The 20,067-nt window shown below is 61.8% G+C and carries 17 protein-coding genes and 1 tRNA gene; 15 read left to right on the top strand and 3 right to left on the bottom strand.

Features of this window, described 5'->3' with window-relative positions:
- Position 1 precedes the first annotated feature (1 nt).
- From sseA to J5Y06_RS16540, 9 genes are all read left to right on the top strand, one after another.
- A complete protein-coding gene (sseA, locus tag J5Y06_RS16580; protein ID WP_209336292.1) occupies positions 2-847 on the top strand; it encodes a 3-mercaptopyruvate sulfurtransferase in 846 nt (281 codons plus the stop codon).
- Positions 844-1,416: a GNAT family N-acetyltransferase gene (locus J5Y06_RS16575; protein ID WP_209336291.1), complete on the top strand. Its 573-nt coding sequence runs from the start codon at positions 844-846 to the stop codon at positions 1,414-1,416. The genes sseA and J5Y06_RS16575 overlap by 4 nt, the downstream gene beginning before the upstream one ends.
- Before the next feature lie 103 nt (positions 1,417-1,519).
- Positions 1,520-1,593 (top strand) — tRNA-Cys (locus tag J5Y06_RS16570).
- A 65-nt stretch (positions 1,594-1,658) separates the two neighbouring features.
- Positions 1,659-2,333 (top strand): protein-L-isoaspartate O-methyltransferase family protein, encoded by a 675-nt coding sequence (locus J5Y06_RS16565; protein ID WP_209336290.1) that lies wholly within the window; start codon positions 1,659-1,661, stop codon positions 2,331-2,333.
- A gap of 254 nt (positions 2,334-2,587) precedes the next feature.
- Entirely contained in the window at positions 2,588-3,949 is a 1,362-nt protein-coding gene (locus J5Y06_RS16560; protein WP_245247972.1) for a TolC family outer membrane protein, read from the top strand.
- A 177-nt stretch (positions 3,950-4,126) separates the two neighbouring features.
- The gene (locus J5Y06_RS16555) at positions 4,127-4,849 is read left to right on the top strand and encodes a PopZ family protein (protein WP_245247970.1); all 723 of its coding nucleotides are present in this window, start codon (positions 4,127-4,129) and stop codon (positions 4,847-4,849) included.
- A 123-nt stretch (positions 4,850-4,972) separates the two neighbouring features.
- Positions 4,973-7,876 carry a valine--tRNA ligase gene (locus tag J5Y06_RS16550; RefSeq protein ID WP_209336287.1) on the top strand — a complete coding sequence of 968 codons (2,904 nt, stop codon included), beginning with the start codon at positions 4,973-4,975 and terminating at the stop codon, positions 7,874-7,876.
- 107 nt (positions 7,877-7,983) lie between these two features.
- On the top strand, positions 7,984-9,822 hold the full coding sequence (ilvD, locus tag J5Y06_RS16545; protein WP_209336286.1) for a dihydroxy-acid dehydratase: 1,839 nt from the start codon (positions 7,984-7,986) through the stop codon (positions 9,820-9,822).
- A 311-nt stretch (positions 9,823-10,133) separates the two neighbouring features.
- Positions 10,134-10,973, top strand: coding sequence for a tetratricopeptide repeat protein (locus J5Y06_RS16540; protein WP_245247968.1), 840 nt, complete (start codon positions 10,134-10,136; stop codon positions 10,971-10,973).
- 36 nt (positions 10,974-11,009) lie between these two features.
- Here J5Y06_RS16540 and purB read toward each other — a convergent pair whose 3' ends face one another.
- The 3 genes from purB to J5Y06_RS16525 all read right to left on the bottom strand — a co-directional run bounded on the left by purB (position 11,010) and on the right by J5Y06_RS16525 (position 14,474).
- Positions 11,010-12,317, bottom strand: coding sequence for an adenylosuccinate lyase (gene purB, locus J5Y06_RS16535; protein ID WP_209336285.1), 1,308 nt, complete (start codon positions 12,315-12,317; stop codon positions 11,010-11,012).
- A gap of 64 nt (positions 12,318-12,381) precedes the next feature.
- On the bottom strand, positions 12,382-13,392 hold the full coding sequence (locus tag J5Y06_RS16530; protein WP_209336284.1) for a P1 family peptidase: 1,011 nt from the start codon (positions 13,390-13,392) through the stop codon (positions 12,382-12,384).
- Positions 13,389-14,474, bottom strand: a complete 1,086-nt coding sequence (locus tag J5Y06_RS16525) for a branched-chain amino acid ABC transporter substrate-binding protein (RefSeq protein ID WP_245247966.1) — start codon at positions 14,472-14,474, stop codon at positions 13,389-13,391. The genes J5Y06_RS16530 and J5Y06_RS16525 overlap by 4 nt, the downstream gene beginning before the upstream one ends.
- A gap of 125 nt (positions 14,475-14,599) precedes the next feature.
- Here J5Y06_RS16525 and J5Y06_RS16520 point away from each other — a divergent pair, with 125 nt between their 5' ends.
- The 6 genes from J5Y06_RS16520 (at position 14,600) to eno (ending at position 20,033) form a co-directional block, all read left to right on the top strand.
- Entirely contained in the window at positions 14,600-15,097 is a 498-nt protein-coding gene (locus tag J5Y06_RS16520; protein ID WP_209336344.1) for a flavin reductase, read from the top strand.
- A gap of 15 nt (positions 15,098-15,112) precedes the next feature.
- Positions 15,113-15,445, top strand: coding sequence for an XdhC family protein (locus tag J5Y06_RS16515; protein ID WP_209336283.1), 333 nt, complete (start codon positions 15,113-15,115; stop codon positions 15,443-15,445).
- A 5-nt stretch (positions 15,446-15,450) separates the two neighbouring features.
- Positions 15,451-16,149, top strand: coding sequence for an XdhC family protein (locus J5Y06_RS16510; protein ID WP_209336282.1), 699 nt, complete (start codon positions 15,451-15,453; stop codon positions 16,147-16,149).
- Positions 16,146-17,798 (top strand): NTP transferase domain-containing protein, encoded by a 1,653-nt coding sequence (locus J5Y06_RS16505; RefSeq protein WP_209336281.1) that lies wholly within the window; start codon positions 16,146-16,148, stop codon positions 17,796-17,798. Before J5Y06_RS16510 ends, J5Y06_RS16505 begins: the two co-directional genes overlap by 4 nt.
- Positions 17,795-18,676: an alpha/beta fold hydrolase gene (locus tag J5Y06_RS16500; RefSeq protein ID WP_209336280.1), complete on the top strand. Its 882-nt coding sequence runs from the start codon at positions 17,795-17,797 to the stop codon at positions 18,674-18,676. The genes J5Y06_RS16505 and J5Y06_RS16500 overlap by 4 nt, the downstream gene beginning before the upstream one ends.
- Before the next feature lie 73 nt (positions 18,677-18,749).
- Positions 18,750-20,033 carry a phosphopyruvate hydratase gene (gene eno, locus J5Y06_RS16495; protein WP_209336279.1) on the top strand — a complete coding sequence of 428 codons (1,284 nt, stop codon included), beginning with the start codon at positions 18,750-18,752 and terminating at the stop codon, positions 20,031-20,033.
- The last annotated feature ends 34 nt before the right edge of the window (positions 20,034-20,067 follow it).

The raw sequence follows: 20,067 nt of genomic DNA, 5'->3' as shown, positions 1-20,067 counted from the left end.
AATGGCCGAGAACTTCTTTGTTTCGCAGCAGTGGCTGCTCGAAAACCTTAAGACGCCCGGCGTCTCCCTTGTAGATGCGTCTTGGTACCTGCCGGCTCAGAATCGGGATCCGAAGGCCGAGTACGACGCCGCGCATATTCCAGGCGCGGTGTTTTTCGATCACGACCTGGTGGTGGATCCGCAAAGCGAGCTTCCGCATACGCTGCCGTCTCCCCAGGATTTCGCGCGCTGGGCCGGTTCGATGGGCCTGACGGAAAACGACACCATCATTGTTTATGACGGACCGGGCGTGTTTACCGCGCCCAGAGCCTGGTGGATGTTCCGCCTGATGGGTGCCAAGGATGTCAGAATTCTGGAAGGCGGCGTCGATGGCTGGAAGGCGGCCGGCCTTCCGCTGACCGGGGAGGTCACGAAGATCGCGCCCTGCGTGTTCGATGTCGATCATCATCCCGAGCGCGTGGCAAGCTTCGGAGACATGCAGGAAGCGGTGCGCACAGGCGACCTCCAGATTGCCGATGCACGACCAGCGGGGCGCTTCAAGGGCACTGATCCTGAACCGCGTGCCGGCATGCGCGGAGGGCACATGCCTGGGGCCAGGAACGTTCCTGCTGCTGCGCTTTCGCAGGACGGGAAACTGCTTTCGCCCGAGGCCCTGCGCGAAACATTCGAAGCAGCGGGCCTCGACCTCAACAAGCCGGTGGTGACCACCTGCGGCTCCGGTGTCACCGCCGCGGTTGTCTCCCTGGCGCTGGAAACCCTCGGCTCTTCGAATCACAAGCTCTACGACGGGTCCTGGAGTGAGTGGGGCGCGCGATCCGACACCGCAGTGGAAACCAGCCAGAAATGAGCAGCCTTTCAACCGTGGCGGCAGAAGCGATTGAGGTAACCGTCACCTTCCTCGAAATGCAGCGGCCGCCGGCGCATCTACCGGCAATGCCCGTGAACAAGAAGCTCGCGCTGCTTCGCACCAAGCACATCCCGCTGCACTATTTTCGCTACCTGATGGATCGCGTCGGCCGAAAATGGCATTGGGTGAATGTGCTTCGGATGAGCGACCAGGAGCTTGGCGCTTACCTTCAGGCGCCGGGCCGTGACATCCGCGTGCTGCATCTGGACGGCGCGCCGGTGGGCTTCTTTGATCTTCACGCGCAGCTTCCCGATCAGGTGGAGCTTGCGTATTTCGGCATGACTGCTGACGGGATCGGGCAGGGGCTCGGCCGCTGGTTCCTGGGTGCGGCGATCGAGGCTGCCTGGTTCTACCAGCCACGCCGCGTGACCGTGCAAACCTGCACGCTGGATCACCCCGCAGCGCTGCCACTTTACCAGAAGCTCGGCTTTGCTCCTGTGGGGCAGGTGAGAAGCACTGTCAGGCCGCTTTCGCAGCGTGAACGGGCCTATGTACTCTTCCTGCCTTAAGGCTGCTGGAGCAGCAGGAAGAAAGAAGACGGGGCGCGCAAGCAGCGCTTGACGCCATCGGGGCCTCAACCTATTGAACCCGCCTGTGCGAGGCGCGCGTCGAGGCCTCGTGGCGGAGTGGTTACGCAGAGGACTGCAAATCCTTGCACCCCGGTTCGATTCCGGGCGAGGCCTCCATCCGCGGCTCGCACAGCCGGAAAACGTGGCTGCCTTCCAGCCACCTAGTGTCTGCAAGGTTTGCGATGAGCATCGATTTCGCCACCCAGCGTTTGAAGATGGTGGATGGTCAGGTGCGAACCACCGACGTGACCAGCGTGGAAGTGATCGACGCAATGCTGGCTGTGCCGCGTGAGGAGTTCGTGCCCTCACGCCGCCGTGCGCTCGCCTATATCGACGAAGATCTCGAGATTGCTCCGGCAACCAGCAGCAGCGAAGCCCGCTACCTGATGGAGCCGTCACCCTTCGCCAAGCTCATTCAACTCGCCGACATCCAGCCCGGCGACTATGTTCTCGACGTCGGCACCGGCACTGGCTATGGCGCTGCCGTCGTGTCCCGTTTGGCGAGCAGCGTGGTTGCCCTGGAATCGGATCCGACTCTGGCCAGCGCCGCCACACAGAGCCTTCAGCGGCTGGGCTATGACAACGTTGCTGTTGTGACCGGCGCCTTGCCAGAGGGCTACAAGGCGCAAGGTCCTTATGACGTTATCGTTCTTGAAGGCTGCGTGGACGAGGTGCCCCAGGCCCTGCTCGACCAGTTGAAGAATTATGGACGGCTGGTTGCGATCGTGGGTCGTGGCAGCACCGGAAGCGCCCGGCTCTACGTGCGCGATGGCGACACTGTTGCCGGTCGGACCGTGTTTAACGCAGCCGTTAAGCCATTGCCCGGCTTCAGCAAACCGGCTTCCTTCGTTTTCTGAACGGACTGCTTCGATAGCGCTCGGTAGCCGCTCGGTTGGCGATCAGCCGGCTTATCTTAACAATTTCTTTTACCGTGCCTTCGCTGCAACATCGCGCGATCCGCTTGCTCGCTGGGCTCTTCAATGCCGCTGATATTGTTGCGCAATGCAGCAGGAACGGTGTAGCGGTTGCGCTCGAACGGATCCTAGATCCGGATTCGATGGTCGGCCCTGTCTGGCTTCCAGCCTTGGTCGTCAATCAGCGAGGGTTCGCGTTGTCTATTTTGTCACGAAGCTTGTTTGTGGCGCTTCTCTCGTCCAGCGTCGTATTTTCTACTTCGGCCTGGAGCGAAAGCATCCTCGGAGCGCTGTCCAAAGCCTATGAATTTAACTCCCAATTGAATTCCGCCCGCGCCGGCGTTCGCGTTACGGACGAAGGCGTTGCCATTGCAAAATCAGGATATCGCCCGGTTATTGCGGGTTTTTCCAACTACACCTTGAGCAGACAAGCCGGCGTTCGCCTGCAAACGGGCGGCTTCGGGGTCTCCTTGTCCCAGAACCTGTTCGACGGCTTCCAGACGTTGAACAACGTGAGGGCCGCTGAATCGCAGGTCTTTGCGCAGCGTGAAGCTCTTCGCAATACGGAACAGAACATCCTGTTCAACGCGGCGTCCGCCTACATGGACGTGATCCGGGACCGCCGCATCGCCAGTCTCCTGCAGCAGAACCTGGCCTTCCTGGAAGAACAGGTGAGGGCGGCTAACTCGCGCTTCGAAGTGGGTGAGGGCACCCGCACCGATGTGGCGCAGGCCGATGCGACCCGCGCTTCAGCCGTGGCACAGCTTGCTGCAGCACGGGCGCAGGCGCTTGCCAGTGCGGCAACCTATCGCCAGGTGGTCGGTGACGAGCCGAACGGACTTCAAGCCGCTTCGCCGGTGACGAAGCTCCTGCCGGCGACCCTCGACCGCTCGGTTGACGTGGCGCTCTCCCAGCATCCCGCCATCAAGTCGAATCTTCATGTGGTGGATGCGCAGGCGTTCAGCGTGAAATCGGCCGAAGGCGCACTTCTTCCCCAGTTGTCGGCGGAAGCGGGTGTCCAGCGCAGTTTCCGCGAATCGAGCCTCAACTCCCAGCAAGATGGCACGAGCGACTCAGCCAGCATCGGCTTGCAGCTCAACATCCCGATCTACAATGGCGGGCGCACCACAGCCACGGTACGTCGGAACAAGGAACAGCTTGGCCAGGCGCGTATCGACGTCGATGTCAGTCGCGACCAGGTCCGTGCGGCTGTGACATCAGCCTGGACGCAATATATCGCGGCCCAGCAATCCATCGCCGCCAACCGTGAGTTGGTTTCAGCGGCTCAACTGGCCTTGAACGGCGTTCAGGAAGAGTTGAATGTCGGGCAGCGCACCACGCTGGACGTTCTGGACGCGCAAGCGGATGTGATCACCGCGCAGGTCAACCTCGCGAACTCCGAACGCGATGCGGTTGTTGCGAGCTACGCCATCCTTTCGGCGGTGGGCGCACTCAGCGCGGAGCGCCTGAACCTACGGGTCACGAAGTATGAGCCGAAGGAGCACTACAACGCCGTCAAGGACAAGTGGTACGGCTTGCGAACGCCAGACGGCCGCTGATCGCATCGACTTGCGTGAATCTTGTGCGCAAGTCGATGCATCCCGCTTTCCGGATTCTCGTGTGCTGCCGCCTCGTTTAAGCTCAAGATGTTGATTCGGCTGCTTGGAAGCGGCCGAGAGTCATGAAGCGGCGGTATGACGATGGCGCAGTCCAACAGTGTTCAGCGGGAACCTTCCATGGAAGAGATTCTCGCTTCCATTCGCAGGATCATTGAAGACAGCGACACGGTGCGTCCGAGCGGCGAGCAGCAGGATTCCCCCGGCATGCCGGTTTCGCGTCTCAACAGCGCAGACATTCGCCACTTCGATGCGTTTCGGGCAGGCATTCAGGCTCCGGTCGACACAGCCGCTGAGGAAGACACCGGCCCCAGGGGCGAGGCGGAAAGCTCAGAAGAACCCACTTCGCCGACGGCGTCGTCGTTTCACGCAATCATGGATGAGCTGCGCCCCAGCTTCACTTCCGAAGAGCTCCGTTCGCGCGACCGAGCGACCGAAGCCGAAGGCACCACTGCCGCCGAACATGGACAACCGGCTGAGGATTACGGGCTGACCCAGTCCGCTGTCGCCCTAGAAGCAGACGCCGACACATCAGCCGACTACGACGAAGCCATGCTCGGCTTTCAGGACCTGCTGGACAGCGAGTTGAAGCAAATGCCGGAATTCAGCGGAGCGAAATCAGCCCCATCGATCGTTTCGGATCGCACAGGCCGGCAGGTCGCTGCCGCCTTCGGCGAATTGTCGGAGGCATTCGCAGCCACGCGTCAGAAGTCGTTCGACGAAATGGCGGAAGCGATGATTCGCCCGATGCTGTCGGAGTGGCTGGACAACAACCTGCCCACTCTGGTGGAGCGCCTCGTCCGCGAGGAAATCGAACGCATCGCCCGCGGACCGGCTGCCTGATTGCCGCCCGGCCGCTCCGGAGACGCCTCCATCTGTTGACTTGACGAAAAGCTTGGCGCTTTAACCGCGGCACCACTCGCTGCCGCGGGCAGCCATTCTTGCAAGCCAGCAGGTTCAGATTACATGCTTGAGAAGACCTACGACTCGAAAACCGTCGAGCCGCGCATTGCGCAGAAGTGGGCAGACGCCGATGCTTTCAGGGCCGGCGCCGGTGCGGAAGAAGGGGCAGAGCCGTTCACCATCGTGATCCCGCCACCGAATGTGACGGGCTCGCTTCATATGGGTCACGCGCTCAACAACACGCTTCAGGACATCCTCGTCCGTTTCGAGCGCATGCGTGGCAAGAACGTGCTTTGGCAGCCGGGCATGGATCACGCCGGTATCGCCACGCAGATGGTGGTCGAACGTCAGCTGGCTGAGCGGCAGCAGCCGACCCGTCGCCAGATGGGGCGCGAAGCCTTTATCGACAAAGTCTGGGAATGGAAGAACGAGTCGGGCGGCACGATCTTCAACCAGTTGAAGCGCCTCGGTGCTTCCTGTGATTGGTCGCGTGAGCGGTTCACCATGGACGAGGGGCTGTCCCGAGCCGTCATCGAGGTTTTTGTTTCGCTTTACAACGAAGGGCTGATCTACCGCGGCAAGCGGCTGGTCAACTGGGATCCGAAGTTCGAAACGGCCATCTCCGACCTTGAGGTCGAAAGTCGCGAAGTCGACGGCCACATGTGGCACTTCAAGTACCCGCTCGCTGGCGGTGAAACCTACACCTATGTCGAGAAGGACGCCGACGGAAACGTCATCCTTTCAGAAGAACGAAACTACATCTCCATCGCCACAACCCGTCCGGAAACCATGCTGGGGGATGGTGCTGTTGCCGTTCATCCTTCGGACGAGCGCTATGCGCCGATCGTTGGAAAGCTCTGCGAAATTCCAGTGGGGCCGAGAGAGCACCGTCGCCTCATTCCCATTATCACGGACGAATATCCGGATCCTGATTTCGGCTCCGGTGCAGTGAAGATCACCGGCGCTCACGACTTCAATGACTACCAGGTCGCTCGGCGCAACAATATCCCGTTGTACCGGCTGATGGACGCCACCGCTTCCATGCGCAGCGATGGCGAGCCCTATGCGGTCTGCGCGGCGCAAGCGCTTGAACTTGCCAAATCGGGCGAGTTGCCGAGCGAAAACGAAGTGGACGGTATCAACCTGGTTCCCGAGGAGTATCGGGGGCTCGACCGGTTTACTGCGCGCGAGCGGATCGTCCAGGCGATCAATGCGGAAGGCCTAGCGGTCACGCGCAAGGACGACGAAGGCAACGACGTCCCTTACGTCGAATCCAAGAAGATCATGCAGCCGTTTGGCGATCGCTCGGGCGTCGTGATCGAGCCTATGCTGACCGACCAGTGGTTCGCCGATGCCAAGACGCTGGCGGAGCCCGCGATTGCCAGCGTGCGCGAGGGCCGTACCAACTTCGTGCCGAAGACTTGGGAAAAGACCTATTTCGAGTGGATGGACAACATCCAGCCGTGGTGCATTTCGCGCCAGTTGTGGTGGGGGCACCAGATCCCGGCCTGGTACGGACCGGATGGCTCCGTGTTCGTCGAGAAGGACGAAGAGACAGCGCTTGATGCTGCCGTCCAGCATTATCTTTCGCATGAGGGTCCGTGGAAGGCCTGGGTGCAGGAGCGGCTGGAGACCTTTGAGCCGGGATCGATCCTGACGCGTGACGAAGACGTGCTCGACACCTGGTTCTCGTCGGCGCTGTGGCCGTTCTCGACTTTGGGTTGGCCGGACGAAACACAGGAACTCGCGACCCACTACCAGACCGATGTTCTGGTGACCGGCTTCGACATCATCTTCTTCTGGGTGGCCCGGATGATGATGATGGGTCTCCATTTCATGGACGAGGAGCCGTTCCACACGGTTTATGTCCATGCGCTCGTTCGCGATAAGAACGGCGCCAAGATGTCAAAGTCCAAGGGCAATGTCATCGATCCCCTTGAACTGATCGACGAGTACGGCGCCGATGCCTTGCGCTTCACGCTCGCGATCATGGCGGCGCAAGGGCGCGACGTGAAGCTCGACCCGGCCCGCATCGCCGGCTACCGCAATTTCGGCACCAAGCTTTGGAACGCCACGCGTTTTGCCGAGATGAACGGGGCCAAGCGCAATGACGCGCTCTGGCTCGCTGACGCGAAGCTTCCGGTCAACCGCTGGATCCTGACCGAGCTCGCACGCACGGCACGCGAGATCACGACCGGCATCGAGACCTACCGCTTCAACGAAGCCGCGGCTTCAGCTTACCGTTTTGTTTGGAACCAGTTCTGCGACTGGTACCTCGAACTTCTGAAGCCCGTGTTCATGGGCGAGGACGAAGCCGCCAAGGCAGAAAGCCAGGCAGTGGCGGCCTTCGTGCTGGACGAGATCTACAAGCTGATGCATCCGTTCATGCCGTTCATGACGGAAGAGCTTTGGGATCATACGGCCGGTGAAACTGCGCGCAGCTCTTTGCTCTGCCATGCCGGCTGGCCAGCGCCGTCCTTCGAGGATGCGGAAGCCGCGGCGGACATCAATTGGCTCGTTGACCTCGTTAGCGGGGTGCGCTCGGTTCGTTCCGAAATGAACGTGCCGGCCGGGGCGGTTGCCCCGATTGTCGTGGTGGACGCTTCGGCAGAAAGCAGGGCCCGGTTCGCGCGCCATGAAAGTGCGATCAAGCGACTGGCGCGGGTGGGAGACATCGCGTTCGCCGATCATGCTCCTGGCCAGTCGGCGCAGATCGTGCTGGGAGAAGCGACCATCTGCCTGCCGCTGGGCTCCTTAATCGATGTGGGCGCCGAAAGCGCTCGGTTGAACAAGGAGATCGACAAGGTGTCGGCCGACATTGAGCGGATCGACAAGAAGCTTTCCAATGAGAAGTTCGTTGCCAATGCGCGCGAAGACGTGGTGGAAGCTGAACGCGACAAGAAAGCTCTGCTGGCGCAGGAACTGGAAAAGTTGACCGCAGCCCTCCGCCGGGTCCAAAACAGCTAGGAAGCGACGCGACCTCGCCCCACAAGGCGAGGTCGCAACCGCCTCTGCCCTTTTAATCCATGACCCAACCACCATCTGGGTCGTGTCAACAAACCCGGGATGGAACCATGCCTGCTTACCGCTCCCGCACAACAACGCACGGCCGCAACATGGCGGGTGCCCGCGGCCTTTGGCGCGCAACCGGAATGAAGGACAGCGACTTCGGCAAGCCCATCATTGCCGTGGTGAACTCCTTCACCCAGTTCGTGCCCGGCCACGTGCATCTGAAGGACCTCGGACAGCTTGTGGCGCGCGAAATCGAGGCGGCTGGCGGTGTCGCGAAGGAGTTCAACACGATCGCCGTCGACGACGGCATTGCGATGGGCCATGACGGAATGCTGTACTCGCTGCCGTCACGGGAGTTGATCGCCGACAGCGTGGAGTACATGGTCAATGCGCACTGCGCGGACGCCATGGTCTGCATCTCCAACTGCGACAAGATCACGCCTGGAATGCTGATGGCGGCGATGCGGCTGAACATCCCGGCCGTGTTCGTGTCCGGCGGCCCTATGGAAGCGGGCAAGGTGGTGCTGAACGGCAAGCAGCACGCGCTCGACCTCGTTGATGCGATGGTTGCGGCTGCCGACGAGAAGGTGTCCGACGAGGACGTCAAGGTCATCGAACGTTCCGCCTGCCCGACCTGCGGCTCGTGCTCCGGCATGTTTACGGCCAACTCCATGAACTGCCTGACCGAAGCGCTGGGTCTTTCGCTGCCGGGCAATGGCTCGACGCTCGCGACTCACGCTGACCGCAAGCGCCTGTTTGTGGAAGCAGGCCACCTCGTGGTGGACCTTTGCCAGCGCTACTACGAGCAGGACGATGCTAGTGTTCTGCCGCGCAACGTCGCCAACCGGCATGCCTTCGAAAACGCCATGACGCTCGACATCGCCATGGGCGGATCGACCAATACGGTGCTGCACATCCTGGCCGCCGCTTACGAAGGCGGGATCGACTTCACCATGGATGACATTGACGCTCTTTCCCGTCGGGTGCCCGTTTTGTGCAAGGTGGCTCCTGCAAAAAACGACGTGCACATGGAAGACGTGCACCGGGCTGGCGGCATCATGGCGATTCTCGGACAGTTGGAAGCCGCGGGGCTGATCCACCGCGATAGCCCGACCGTCCATAGCGGCACGATCGGCGAGGCCATCGAGCGGTGGGATATTTCCCGCAGCACGCAGGAGAATGTGCGCCAGTTCTTCAAGGCAGCACCGGGCGGCGTGCCCACGCAGGTCGCGTTCAGCCAGGCGAGCCGGTGGGAAGACCTTGATCTCGACCGGGAAAATGGGGTCATCCGCAGTGCAAAGACGCCTTTCTCGAAAGATGGCGGCCTCGCCGTTCTGAAGGGCAACATCGCGCTGGATGGTTGCGTGGTGAAGACGGCGGGCGTCGACGAGTCGATCCTGACGTTCACTGGGCCTGCCAAGGTTTACGAGAGCCAGGATGCGGCCGTGAAAGCCATCCTCGGCAACGAGGTCGTGGCAGGCGACGTCGTGGTGATCACCTACGAGGGCCCGCGTGGCGGCCCGGGCATGCAGGAGATGCTTTACCCCACAAGCTACCTGAAATCGAAGGGGCTGGGGAAGTCGTGCGCCTTGTTGACCGATGGCCGTTTTTCGGGCGGCACGTCCGGTCTGTCGATCGGCCACGTTTCACCGGAAGCCGCAGAAGGCGGCACGATCGGCCTGGTTCGCAACGGCGACTTGATTGCCATTGATATTCCCAACCGACAGATCAGCTTGCTGGTAGAAGACGCCGAACTGGCGCAGCGGCGGCTTGACCAGGACAAGCTTGGCTGGAAGCCGAGCCAGAAGCGCAAGCGCAACATCACCACCGCGCTTCGTGCCTATGCGGCTCACACAACAAGTGCGGCACGCGGCGCCGTGCGGGTCGTTCCGGAAGACTAAGCCGGCGATCAGCCAAATGGAAGAAGAAGGCGCTTCGGCGCCTTCTTTGCTTTTCAGCGCTTACCTCGCGCGAAGCAACTCGTTGCGATTCCGCAACACTCCTTTCAGGACCTTTCAGCTATAGTTGGCGCGGGGAACAGGCGCCCACATCCTGCCATAAACCCGGCGCACCCGAAGGGTACTTCGATCGTGCAAAGGGGGCTTGGCTCGATCGCGGCACGCCGCACTTTGCGGCCGGGGTGAGAATGGACGCAAGAGTAACTTCAGGGTCGCGTGTCGCGCTCGGCTCCACCTTTGCAAGTGGATGGTCGATGCCCGGTTTGGCCACATCATCTATGAGCCAGCCGCGCGGGAGCCTGAGCCAGGTCAGCCGCCTGGTTCTTTTCACGCTGGCGTTGAGCTGTGGCTTCACCGGCTTTGTCGGCAGCGCCAGGGCGCTTGACGAGAAGAAGGTGGTGGAGCCCGGCTCCAGCCCATGGGACGTCTTCAAGTTCGGCTTTTCCGCTTACAAGAGCGGTCACAAGGATCAGGCTGTCGAGGCCTACCGGTATGCGGCCGAAAAGGGCCAGATTGGCGCGCAGTGGAAGCTGGCGCGCATGTATGCCGAAGGTGACGGCGTCGGCCGCGACGATTATCAGGCGTTCCGCTTCTTCGCCGAAATTGCACGGCAGGAGATCGAGCCCGGCAGCCCTGAAGACACCTATGTGTCGGATGCGCTCGTAGCCCTGGCGCGCTATCTGCGCACCGGGATCCCGGGCAGTCCGGTAACCGCCGATCCGGCAGCGGCAAGCGATTACTACATGCGCGCGGCTGCGACCTACCGCAATCCGGACGCGCAGTTCGAAGTTGGCAAGATGTATCTGCGGGGCGAAGGCGTAAGGGCCAATGTCCGCCAGGCGGGCCGCTGGCTTCAGCTCGCTGCTGAAAAGGGCCACGCGGGCGCACAGGCGACGCTCGGCAACCTCCTGTTCCACAGCGGCAAGGCCGTGCGGGGTCTCGCCATGATGACGGCTGCGCTCGAGCGCGCGAAGCCAAGCGACCAGCCGTGGATCAGAGGCATGCAGGAAGAGGCGTTCGCGCTGGCCGGCGAAAAGGATCGGCGCAACGCCATCCTGATGGCGCAGGATCTGCTGACCAAGGGCACCAAGTAAGAGAAGCGGGCTTCAGCCCGCTTCTTGTGGCTACGCTCAGCTGTCGCCGAACACGCGCTTGAAGATCGTGTCGACCTGTTTGGTATGGTAGCCCAGGTCGAATTTCTCGCGGATCTGGTCTTCCGAAAGCGCGTTTCGGACCTCGGTATCGCCGAGCAGTTCTTCCAGGAAATCGGCACCTCGGTCCCACGTCTTCATCGCGTTGCGCTGCACGAGGCGGTAGGCATCCTCCCGGCTGACGCCAGCCTGCGTCAACGCGAGAAGAACACGCTGCGAGTGCACCAGACCTTTGAAGCGGTCGAGGTTCTTCATCATATTCTCAGGATAAACCACGAGCTTCTCGATCACGCCCGTCAGCCTTGCCAGTGCGAAATCCAGCGTCACAGTTGCATCCGGCCCGATCATCCGTTCCACAGAGGAGTGGGAAATGTCGCGCTCATGCCAGAGCACCACATTCTCCATGGCCGGCGTGACCGCCGAGCGCACGATCCGAGCTAGGCCGGTGAGGTTTTCCGTCAGCACGGGATTGCGCTTGTGGGGCATCGCTGACGAGCCTTTCTGGCCGGGGGAGAAGTACTCCTCCGCTTCCAGAACTTCCGTGCGCTGAAGGTGGCGAATCTCCGTTGCGAGCCGCTCGACGGACGACGCAACGACACCCAGAACCGCAAAAAACATTGCGTGGCGATCGCGCGGAATGACTTGGGTTGAAACGGGCTCCGGCGTCAGCCCGAGCTTCTCGGCCACATGCTCCTCGACGCGCGGATCGATGTTCGCGAAAGTGCCGACGGCGCCGGAGATCGCGCAGGTGGCGATCTCCGCGCGCGCTGCCATCATGCGGGCGCGGCAGCGCTGGAACTCTGCATAAGCCTGGGCGAGCTTCACGCCAAAGGTTGTCGGCTCGGCATGGATGCCGTGGCTCCGGCCGATGGTCACCGTGTCCTTGTGCTCGTAGGCGCGTGTCTTCAACGCAGCCAAAAGGGCGTCGAGATCGGCAATCAGCAGGTCGCTTGCCCGAACAAGCTGCACCGAAAGGGTGGTGTCCAAAACATCCGACGATGTCATCCCCTGATGCACGAAACGCGCATCCGGTCCGACGATTTCCGCCAGATGCGTCAGGAAGGCGATCACATCGTGCTTCGTTTCCCGTTCGATGGCGTCGATGCGCTCGACGTCGAAGGTCGCAGCGTTGCCCTTTTCCCAGATGGTTTGCGCCGCTTCCTTCGGGATCACGCCCAGTTCGGCAAGCGCGTCACAGGCATGGGCTTCAATCTCGAACCAGATCCGGAACTTGGTCTCCGCAGACCAGATCGAAACCATTTCTGGACGGGAATAACGCGGGATCATGGCGAGCCTTTCTTTGGGAAAGATGCGCTCTAACAGAGCGCAGCGCCGGGCTCAACGGGAAGGGTCAGCCGTAGAGATCGTGCCAGGCAGGCATTAGGTCGCCGGGAGCGGCACGTGCTGCGTAAACGCCACGTGCAATGGCGCGAGCCATGGTTGAAGCTGCTGCGGCGTAAAGATCGATCAAGCCCTCCGGAGCGCAAGGAGCCGAAAGCATCCCCGTGGAAAGGCCGAAGACGAGATCGCCATCAACGGGCGTGTGCGCCGGCCAGATCGCGCGCGAAAACCCATCATGCGCTGCAATCGCCAGGCGCTTGGCGCCGGCCTTTGGCAAGGCGGCATCGGTGGCGATGATAGCAATGGTGGTTGCTTCGAGCGGTTGCGGATCCCGGAACTTCAGGCGAACGCTTGCGGCGTCGGGCGGCAGTGGGTGAGGATGGGGCACGCGGCCGAACTCATCTCCAAGCTCGAATGGTGCTGCCCAAAAAGCGCTTGTTCCTCCCACGGTCACGCCGCCGGTCGCGTTGACGGCCACGAGCGCTGCCACTGTGTGCCCGCTCGGCGTCACCGATGATGCCGACCCGAGACCACCCTTTAGCCCCGCCGTCAGGCCGCCGATGCCGGCCCCGACCGTGCCGATCGGGAAATCTTCGCTTGCCGCATTGGCTGCCTCGTAGCCGAACTCCCGATAGGGCGGGTATCGACCCCAGTCCTTGTTGCCGCCATTGACGAGATCAAAAAGAATCGCAGCCGGAACGATTGGCACGACGGCGCCGCGTACCGCGAAACCACGCCCCTGTTCGCGCAACGCCGCCTGCGCACCTGAGGCAGCGTCGAGGCCGAAGGCGGAACCGCCGGAAAGCACCAGCGCGTTCACTGTTTCAACGGAGTTGTGCGGCTCGAGAAGATCGGTTTCGCGCGTTCCCGGCGCGCCGCCTAGCACCTGAACCGCGGCCACCGTTGGACGGTCGCAAATGACCACGGTTGTGCCGGAATTGAGTTGAAGGTCGCCAGCATGGCCCACCCGCAAGCCCGCAACGTCGGTAAGGAGGTTTCGCGGTCCGGCTATCAACGTCATGGCAGGACCTCCACGAACTCACCGGCTTCGAATCGATAGAGCCGGTAAGGGTTCACCGTCAGGTCTCCCTTTTCGTCGAACTGTATCTCACCCATTGCTGTGGAAAAGGTTCGGTCGTCCAAGATCTGAGCAAGGGGCTGGTCGGAACGCTCACGGTCGCGCAGTGCGCCTGCGGCAATCTCAATCGCGGCAAAGCTCGGGACGACGTAGCCTTCCGGCTCGATACCCGCCGCGCTCAGCTGTTGCAGCGTTTCCGGTTGTGCAGCCTGCGACCAGTCAGGCGGCGCCACCATCAGCGTTCCTTCAACGGGATCGGTGGTCAGCGTTGCGGCGCGCAAGGCTTCGCCACCTGCCAATTGCAAGGAATAGTCGATTTGCGCGGCGTCGCGCCCGATGATGGCAACATCTTCTCGATCGCCTCCAACAAAGGCGTGAGTCGCCCCTGCGCGACGCAGCCGCCCAACGAGACCCACCTGGTTTTCGAGCTGTGGCCGGTAGTTGTCGATGAACACGGGCTTCAAACCCGTGGCTTCGGCGGCTTCGCGAAAGCTTTCCGCCAACTCGCGGCCATAGATCGTGCCGTCATCGACGATTGCGAACAAGGACGATCGCCAAAGCGGAAGAAGACGATCATTGATGGCTTCCCGCTCCGCATCGTCTCGCGGCGCGAGGCGGTAGATGGGCCAGCCGGTTCTTTCCCGATCGTCCGTGAGGCTGTTCGTGCGCACGCCGGGCGTGACCACGGGGATGTTTGCAGCAGCAAGAGCAGGCAGGGCTGCCGTCAGGGCTTCCGTGCACAGAAAGCCGACAACCATGGCAACGCGCGCTTCCACAAAAGCCTGTGCTGCGGCTTGGCCGCCTGCAGCCGTGCAAAGGTCATCCTCGACCTTCAGGGTCAAGTCGTCGTTCGGGACTATGGCGAGCGCCGCGTTTGCGCCGGCACGCATCTGTTCACCCAAAAGGGCGGTCGGACCCGACAAGGGCGCCGCCAAACCGATCACCTGCGCGTGGGCCACGGTTGCAAGCAGACCTGCACCTGTGACGGCGAGCATAGCGGGAAAGAAGCGGCGGCTGAAAAGCAATGGAAAATCCAAGAGATGTTGATCCGTCTGAGGTAAAGCCTGGCGTGCCCGGGCGCAACTCGGTTATGGGCGCTTGCGTGGATAGCGGCAGCGCCTATATCCCGCGTTCAAGAGGCGGAGTGAACGTGCTGAAGCAGAACCAGGTGGAGGCGGGCGATTATCGCGAAGCCATGAGTCGGTTCGCCGGCGCCGTGCATGTGGTTGCCACGATGGGTGAAGCCGGAAAGCGGGGCACAACCGTGATCGCCGCCTGTTCGGTATCCGACAGCCCGCCGACGATCTTGGTGTGTCTCAACCGCGCCAGCGCCGGAAACGATCTGTTCGTCGCAAACGGCAACTTTTCTCTCAACACGCTCGCCTTTGATCAGATCGATGTCGCGCATGCTTTCTCCGGCCTCACTGGCTTGTCACAAGACGAGCGCTTTGCCACCGCGGCATGGGATGTGATGCAAAGTGGAGCGCCCACCTTGCGCAATGCCTTGGCCGTCTTCGATTGTCGATTGATCGAGGCGAAAGACGTCGCCACGCATCGCGTCTTGTTCGGGGAAGTGGTGGGGCTGCGGATCGGCGACACGGCCAACCCGTTGATCTACCATGCACGTGGTTATCACGGCCTGGACTAGGAGCGGAGCAGCACGATGTCAGAAGCTGCAATCGCAATGGCAGACCCGCTGGAGGTAGCCGCCCGTTGGATCTCCGAAGGCCGGCAGGTGGCGCTCGCGACTGTTATCGAAACATGGGGTTCTGCGCCACGACCGGCTGGCAGCCACCTTGTCATAGACGGTGACGGCCACTTCGAAGGATCGGTGTCTGGTGGGTGTGTCGAGGGCGCCGTAATCGCGGAAGCAATAGATGTTCTCCAGTCCGGAATGCCGCGTCTTTTGGAATTCGGGGTAGCCGACGAAACCGCGTGGCGTGTCGGCCTGTCCTGTGGTGGCCGCATCGCCGTGTTCTTGGAACCGGTTGCCTAGCCACCATGCACCCTGCGATCCTTCAACAGCTTCAAGCGGAGCGGCAAGCGCGGCGCGCTGCCGTTCTCGTCACGGATCTTGCAACCGGCTTGGCTGAGCTCGTGCGCGATGCGGACCGGGCGGGACATCCCTTGTCCGAGCCGTTGAGCAAGGCGCTGCAGTCCGGTGCGCCGGTGAACGTTGAGCAGGAGGGACGCTCGCTCTTCCTGAACCCATACCTGCCGCCGCTCCGCATCGTGGTGATCGGTGCGGTGCATATCAGCCAGGCGCTCGCACCCATGGCAGCGCTGGCCGGCTTTTCCGTGGAGATCATCGATCCACGAACGGCCTTTGCCACGCCTGACCGCTTTTCGACGGTGCGCCTTTATCCGGATTGGCCGGAAGCGGTGCTCCAAGAGGAACCGCTCGACCGCTATTGTGCGGTTGCCGCGCTGACCCATGATCCCAAAATCGATGACTGGCCGATTGAAGCCGCCCTGCGGGCAGAATGCTTCTATGTTGGCGCTCTGGGGAGCCGGAAAACGCATGGCAAGAGGCTGGAGCGTCTGCGAAGCGCCGGACTGACGGACGACCATCTGGAGCGAATCCGCGCGCCGATCGGCCTCCCAATCCGGGCAAGCAGCCCCGCGGAGATCGCGGTCGCTGTTTTGGCAGAGATCATCGCCGCTTGGCGGTCTCCCGAGCGCGCAGGGGCCTCAACGTGAAGTTTGGTCCTGCGCCTTTGCAGGATGCGGCGGGCGCTGTGCTCGCGCATTCACGCGAGGTCGACGGCCGCGCCTGGAAGAAGGGGCGGATCCTCAGCCAGGCCGATGTGGACGCTGCTACGGGAGTGGGAATCACCACCCTGGTGGTCGCGCGGCTTGGAAGCGACGACGTGCTGGAGAACGCCGCGGCCGCTGAGCTTGCCAACCATTTGAACACCTGGAACGTGGCGCAACGTGCGGCAATGACCGGCAGAGTCAACCTTTATGCGGAGCGGGCAGGCGTCTTTCAAGCGGACCGCAACCTCGTGTCCCGCTTGAACGCGGTAGACCCGGCCATCACCTTCGCAACCCTGCGCGAAGGCGTTGCTGTGCAAGCAGGCCAACTCGTTGCAACCGTAAAGATTATTCCTTTTGCGGTCCCGCGTGGCAGCCTGGAGGCTGCCGTGTCCATTGTGGGCGAAGGCGCCATCATCGGCGTTGAGGCGTTTCACCCACTTCGTGTCGGGTTGATCCAAACCACTTTGCCAAGCACCAGCATCAAGATGCTCGACAAAACTGCGGCGGTCACGAGGCGCCGCTTGGCTCGTTCCGGCAGCAGCTTGGTCGAAGAAATGCGGGTTGCTCATGACCAGCAGGCCCTCGAAGGTGCTCTGCGCTCCCTGCTCGAGCAATGCGAAATGGTGTTCGTTTTCGGTGCATCCGCAGTGAGTGATCCGGAAGACGTCATCCCCGCTGCCATTCGACGCGCAGGCGGCAGTGTGGAGCGCGTTGGCATGCCTGTAGATCCCGGTAACCTCCTGGTGTTGGGCGACGTCGAAGGCAAACCGGTTGTCGGCGCACCGGGTTGTGCGCGGAGCCCCAAGGAAAACGGCTTCGACTGGGTTCTGGACCGTTTGACGGCGAAAATGACCATCACCAGCAATGACATAGCAGAGCTGGGTGTGGGCGGCTTGCTGGCCGAAATCAGCAGCCGGCCTGCACCGAGAGACTCCGCATCGGCCCGTGATGATGGAGGCTCTTCAAGTGAAGCACGCCCCATTTCTGCGATCGTGCTTGCTGCGGGAAGGTCGAGCCGCATGGGTGACGATCTGAACAAGCTGCTGGCAGAGTTCGACGGGGTTCCCCTGGTGCGCCGTTCGGTCGGAGAAGTCTGCCGTTCACCCTGCAATGAGACAGTCGTTGTGGTGGGTCACCAAAGCGATGCGATCCGCCGCGCTTTGTCAGGGATGCCGGTGCGCTTCGTTGAGAACAGCAATGTGGGCGAGGGGCTGTCGGCATCGCTTAAGGCTGGGATTGCTGCCATATCCGCAAACACCCTTGGCGTTCTGGTGGTATTGGCAGACATGCCTAGGCTGACCGCGGCGGATCTTGAAGCAATGACAACGGCGTTCGCGCAGAGCGGGTTTTCGGCAATCATCCGGGCGACACATGGTGGCAAGCGGGGCAATCCGGTTCTTCTGCCCCGCGCCACTTTTGCCGAAGTCGCGGCGCTGGAAGGCGATGTCGGGGCAAGAAGCATCGTTGAAAGCGGTGCCTATGACGTGGTGGATGTCGAGATCGGTGAAGCTGCGAGTCTCGACGTGGATACGCAGGAGGCCATGCGAGCGGCTGGCGGCGTGTTCGTCCGCGGATCGGAAAGACTGACATGAAGCGCACGCTTGTTGTTCTGGCCGTTGCAGCGGCTGTCCTGAGCATTGTCCCGGCTCGTGCCGATGCGCCCTTGAAAGGCTTCAAGGACAGCCTTTTTGCTTATCCGCAGATCCTCCAGCGGTCAGACGATGGCGCCCACATCACGGTGGACTACCAGGAGATGCGCGACATCAACGGGCGCGACGCCGTACCCGAGAGACGCGTAAAGTCCGACTACATCGCCACTGGGGTTCGCGCGCAACAACGTGATCTCGTCTTGAATGGCCCGGACGGCACAAAGATCACCCATTTCGCCGTTGGCAAGCGCGACGATGCGCGGCTGATCGTGATCTACCTTCACGGACAAGGCGGCAGCCGCAAGCAGGGTGTCGACGACCTGACGTTCGGTGGGAACTTCAACCGCATCAAGAATCTGGCTGTTGCCAACAACGGGCTTTATCTCGTGCCAGACTTTCCGGGCTTCGGCGACACCGGGGCAGCGCATGTGGCTGCGCTCATTCGACACTACAGCGCGACTTCGCCAGGGGCGCCTGTGTTCGTCGCGTGCGGGTCGATGGGCGGAGCCTTGTGCTGGAATCTCGCGCAAAATCCCGAAGTGGCGCCGCTGCTTGGCGGGCTCCTTCTGCTTGGATCCCACTGGGATGACGCATTCCTCGGGAGTGCAGCCTTCAAGGCGAAGGTGCCGCTGTTCTTTGGGCATGGCAGCCGTGATCGCGTTTTCCCGGTGGAAAAGCAGGAAGCCTTCTTCCGCAGCATTCGCAACGCCCAGCCGGGCTATCCAGCTCGTTTCGTGCGTTTCGAAAGTGGATCCCACGGAACACCGATCCGCATGGTGGACTGGCGCGAAACGCTGAACTGGATGTTGTCACTGCGCTGAGTCTTGGTTGCGTTTCCAGCCCCAACCGCTAAGGACTTCCGCAACATCCAGAACATACGGCGGAGGCGAAACCATGACGGCCATCATCGACATCATTGCGCGTGAAATCCTCGACAGCCGCGGAAACCCGACGGTGGAAGTGGATGTTCACCTCGAGGATGGCGCAATCGGCCGTGCCGCCGTTCCCTCTGGCGCTTCAACCGGTGCTCATGAAGCCGTGGAGTTGCGTGACGGCGGCGACCGTTACCTTGGCAAGGGTGTTGAAAAAGCCGTCTCTGCCGTAAACGGCGAGATCTTCGAGGCCATCGGCGGCTTGGACGCTGAAAATCAGCTTCAGATCGACCGCACCATGATCGACCTCGACGGCACGCCAAACAAGGCGCGGCTGGGCGCCAATGCGATCCTGGGCGTGTCGCTCGCCGTCGCCAAGGCGGCCGCACAATCGGCAGGTCTGCCGCTGTACCGGTATGTCGGCGGCGCCAACGCCCATCTTCTCCCTGTGCCGATGATGAACATCATCAACGGCGGCGCGCATGCGGACAATCCGATCGACTTCCAGGAGTTCATGATCATGCCCGTCGGCGCAGAAACGCTGCGCGATGCGGTGCGCATGGGCGCGGAAGTGTTTCACACGCTGAAGAAGCGCCTGAAGGACGCCGGCCACAACACCAATGTGGGCGATGAAGGCGGCTTTGCGCCGAACCTGAAAAGCGCGGTGGATGCGCTCGACTTCGTCATGGCCTCGATCGAGAAGGCCGGATATCGCCCCGGCGAAGACATGTTCATCGCGCTCGACTGCGCGGCCACCGAGTTCTTCAAGGATGGCAATTACGTCTACGAGGGCGAAGGGAAAACCCGCTCGCCACAGGAGCAGGCCGAGTACCTCGCCAAGCTCGCTGCCGATTTTCCCATCATCTCCATCGAAGACGGCATGTCCGAAGATGATTGGGATGGATGGAAAGCGCTCACAGATCTTGCTGGAAAGAACGTGCAGTTGGTTGGCGACGATCTCTTCGTCACAAACACCGCACGGCTTCGGGAAGGCATCTCCAGGGGCGTCGGCAATTCAATCCTGGTGAAGGTCAACCAGATCGGCTCCCTCAGCGAAACGTTGGACGCGGTGGAAACCGCCCACAAGGCGGCCTACACGTCCGTTATGTCCCACCGCTCCGGCGAAACCGAAGACGCGACGATTGCCGATCTCGCGGTTGCAACCAATTGCGGCCAGATCAAAACCGGTTCGCTTGCCCGCTCCGACCGGCTCGCCAAGTACAACCAACTGATCCGCATCGAGCAGGAACTCGGAATCCAGGCCCGCTATGCGGGTAAAACTATCCTGCGGGGGCGGTCCGCGTAACCCGGCGTTAAGCACGTTGAGGCACATTGGCACG

Source organism: Tianweitania sediminis, from assembly GCF_017813335.1.
Lineage (GTDB): Bacteria > Pseudomonadota > Alphaproteobacteria > Rhizobiales > Rhizobiaceae > Tianweitania > Tianweitania sediminis.
Note: the sequence above shows the minus strand (reverse complement) of the source record. Positions and strands in the feature narration are given on the sequence as shown.